The following is a 3,015-nucleotide window of genomic DNA, read 5'->3' on the forward strand; positions in this document are numbered from 1 at the left end:
GCGCGCCATGACCAGCGGCGGGCAGGTGGTGGTGAAGCTTGACCCAATGCGCACGGCGGCTCTCGTTGACGCCGGCGTCGGGACACACTACAAGGGTCAGAAGAACGCGTGGCTCCAGCTTCCGGCCGACCTCGACTTTGATCACGTGCGCGGTCTCATCCTCGAGGCGCTGACTGCATGAGAAACCCTTCTTGATTGATGGTCCTGTCCCCTGGTGTGGTGGAGGATCCGGCCGGGTTGTCTTCGTCGTAGACGTTGGTGAGCCATCGTGGTGATAGTCAGTGAGGGCTCGTCGGATCTGATCGACGCGGGAAGCGACCGTGTGGATCGTTGCCGCTCCGCACGATCTCACCACGGAGCGCACCGCCCGCCGCAACTGGACCCGCCCGACGACGCTCGCCACCTGGCCGGGGAGGTCGACCTGAAGGTTCCCAAATACCCGGGGGCGTGACTCACGCCTCGAGGTTCTCGGTCCCGACGAACGCGTTGTGACGCCAATAGATGTTGTCCCGGAAGTGCGCAAACCCGACGCTTTCGTACGACGCAGCGACCTTCTTTCGGGAGCGCCGAAACTCGATCTCGGACAGGTGCTCCCACGGCACCGGTTGCGCGCGGAGAACGATGAGAGTCTCCCTCCCCGTGCCGGTCACCGTCTCCACCAGCGTCGTGAGCAGACGTGGACCAAGGCGCTGACCCCGGTACGGTGGCTCCACAAAGACGCCCTCGACGATCACGAGCTGCGACACCTGCTCGCCAACCAGCGGATCGCGGGAGTCGAGCCACTCGAAGACGTTCTCATCACCGAGAATCGACTCGGTGATCTCGAATGCTTCGCCGCCTACTTGATCGAACACGTCAACGACGTCACCCACCCGGTCGAGGTCGACGGTGTACGCAGTAGCGCGCGCGATGACACGACGCTCCGGCTCCCCCTCGTCGTCGTCATCGAAGATGTACAACGTCGCGTCAGCGGAGATCTTCGCGACGCCCGACGGCAACTCCGTCCAGTTCACGGAGTCCGGTACTCCGACCAGTGGCCGCGTGACCTTCACAATGCACTCAATATCCGTGAGGTCCACGTCAAGTCGCGCAACAACAGCAGACATACTCACCCCTTCAACAACGGATACGCGGCAACGGCATCGTGCCGACAATACCCGGGCGCTAGGGCGTGTCTCTTAAAGCCTTGAGCCAGATGGTGATGGCGCGTAGGACGACGCCGCCGCGATAGGTCAGGGCGAGTTTGTCGTAGCGGGTGGCCAAGGCGCGCCATTGCTTGAAGATGTTGAATCCGCGCTCGACGACGTTGCGGCGCTTGTAGGCCTCGGTGTCGTAGGTGACCGGGCGACCACCCTTGGCGCCGCGGCGCTTGCGGTTGGCGATCTGATCATCGCGTTCGGGGATGACGGCCTGGATGCCGCGCCGGCGCAACAGCTTGCGGTTGGCCCGGGAAGAGTAAGCCTTGTCACCCAGCGCCCGGTCGGGCCTGGTGCGTGGCCGGCCCCCACCCAGGCGCGGTACCCGCAGGGCGTTCATCACGTGCTCGAACATCGGGGAGTCCCCGCCCTGCCCGGGCCCGAGCAGCATCACCAGCGGCCGCATGTTCCCGTCGCACAGGTGGTGGATCTTCGTCGACAGGCCGCCGCGGGAGCGGCCGATGGCGTGATCAGGCGGCTCGATGCGCAGATTCGTGTAATTCGTCAGGTCCCCCTGTGTCCCGGGGCAGGTTGGTGGCGTGCTGATGGGCGCGGTTGATCGTGGAGTCCACCGAGACTTCCCAGTCGATCAGCCCGGCGGCGTCGGCATGGGCCAGCAGGACGCTGTGGATCTTGTCCCACGTCCCATCACCGCTGAAGCGGCGGTGCCGCTTCCACACCGTCTGCCACGGCCCGAAGCACCCGGGTAAGTCCCGCCACGCGATCCCGGTCCGGTAGCGATAGATGATGCCCTCCACCACGGTGCGATGATCGGCGAACGGCCGACCACGACGCCCCTGCGAGGACGGCATCAACGGAGCAATCAGCTCCCACTGCGCATCAGTCAGCAACTCCGTTCGAGACACACACCGAGCGTTCCAGCGACCAGCCCAAACCTTTGGGAGACACGCCCTAGTCGCTTTCCAGGAGAACTGGCTCTTCGCGCGGATGGCGAGCGACGTCTTGCCGAGTCTTTCCAGGATGATGATCGGGTTCATCGGCGCTGTGGTCATCGGCGTGGTCGTGGGGTTCGTTCTCGGTCAGGCGCACCGCCTCCAGGCGATGTTCGCACCCGTGCTCGAGTTCCTGCGCGCGATCCCTGCGGTCGCGTTGATTCCCCTCGTCATCATCGTGCTGGGCCTCGACGACACCGCGAAGGTGATTCTGATCACCTTCATCTGCCTCTGGCCCGTGCTCCTCAATACCGAAGCTGCAATCAGAGGAATGGACCCCGGACTGCGCGAGACCGCCCGGGTGTACGGCATCCACTGGTTCCGCTACGAGTTGCAGGTCGCACTTCCCGCGGCAGCTCCGCAGATCTTTGCCGGAATGCGCACGAGTCTTTCGCTCGCGCTCATCATGGTCGTCGTGAGCGAGATGATGGCGGGAGGCAACGGGATCGGCGTCTTCGTTCTTCAGTCGCAGAGGTCGTTCGCGATCACGGACATGTGGTCGGGCATCGTGCTCATCGGGATCTTCGGGTACGTGTTCAACCTGCTGCTCATCGTCGTCGAGAACCGGGTGCTCGCGTGGCACCACGGCGCGAACACCGCCGTGGAGTGACACCGCGGTCGAGAGGACGCCCTCACACCTCGATGCCGCCGCACCACACACGCAGAACGCGACGCGCGGCAGCGATGTCGGTGAGCGGATCGCCGTCCACCAGCACGAGGTCGGCTCGCAATCCGGGGGTGATCGCCCCCCGATCGTCGAGTGAGAACGCGTGCGCGGCCGTCGAGGTGGCAGCGCGCAGCGCTTCGGCTGTTGACAGGCCGGCGTCCACGAGCAGAGCGAGTTCGTCGTGCATGCTCTCGCCGTA

5 protein-coding genes are annotated in these 3,015 nt (G+C 64.8%); 2 read left to right on the forward strand and 3 right to left on the reverse strand.

Annotation, left to right across the window (positions count from 1 at the left end):
* Positions 1-181, forward strand: a 181-nt coding sequence (locus tag B4F19_RS15325) for a hypothetical protein (protein WP_292736099.1), incomplete at its 5' end; no start/stop codon positions are given.
* A gap of 271 nt (positions 182-452) precedes the next feature.
* Here the strand turns inward: B4F19_RS15325 and B4F19_RS15330 are convergent.
* Both B4F19_RS15330 and B4F19_RS15335 read right to left on the reverse strand, forming a co-directional pair.
* Entirely contained in the window at positions 453-1,106 is a 654-nt protein-coding gene (locus B4F19_RS15330; protein WP_005055300.1) for a GNAT family N-acetyltransferase, read from the reverse strand.
* Positions 1,107-1,164: 58 nt separating this feature from the next.
* Positions 1,165-2,008 (reverse strand): IS5 family transposase gene (locus B4F19_RS15335; protein WP_241186004.1). Its coding sequence is split into 2 segments (ribosomal slippage): positions 1,165-1,701 and positions 1,703-2,008, totalling 843 coding nucleotides; the frame shifts between segments, so codons are not numbered across the junction.
* A gap of 169 nt (positions 2,009-2,177) precedes the next feature.
* Between B4F19_RS15335 and B4F19_RS15340 the strand changes: the two genes are divergently transcribed.
* Positions 2,178-2,759, forward strand: a complete 582-nt coding sequence (locus B4F19_RS15340) for an ABC transporter permease (RefSeq protein WP_005052801.1) — start codon at positions 2,178-2,180, stop codon at positions 2,757-2,759.
* A 22-nt stretch (positions 2,760-2,781) separates the two neighbouring features.
* Here the strand turns inward: B4F19_RS15340 and B4F19_RS15345 are convergent.
* Positions 2,782-3,015, reverse strand: a 234-nt coding sequence (locus tag B4F19_RS15345) for an amidohydrolase family protein (RefSeq protein ID WP_292736106.1), incomplete at its 5' end; no start/stop codon positions are given.

The sequence above is a fragment of the Microbacterium sp. UBA1097 genome, assembly GCF_002313585.1.
Taxonomy (GTDB): Bacteria; Actinomycetota; Actinomycetes; order Actinomycetales; family Microbacteriaceae; genus Microbacterium.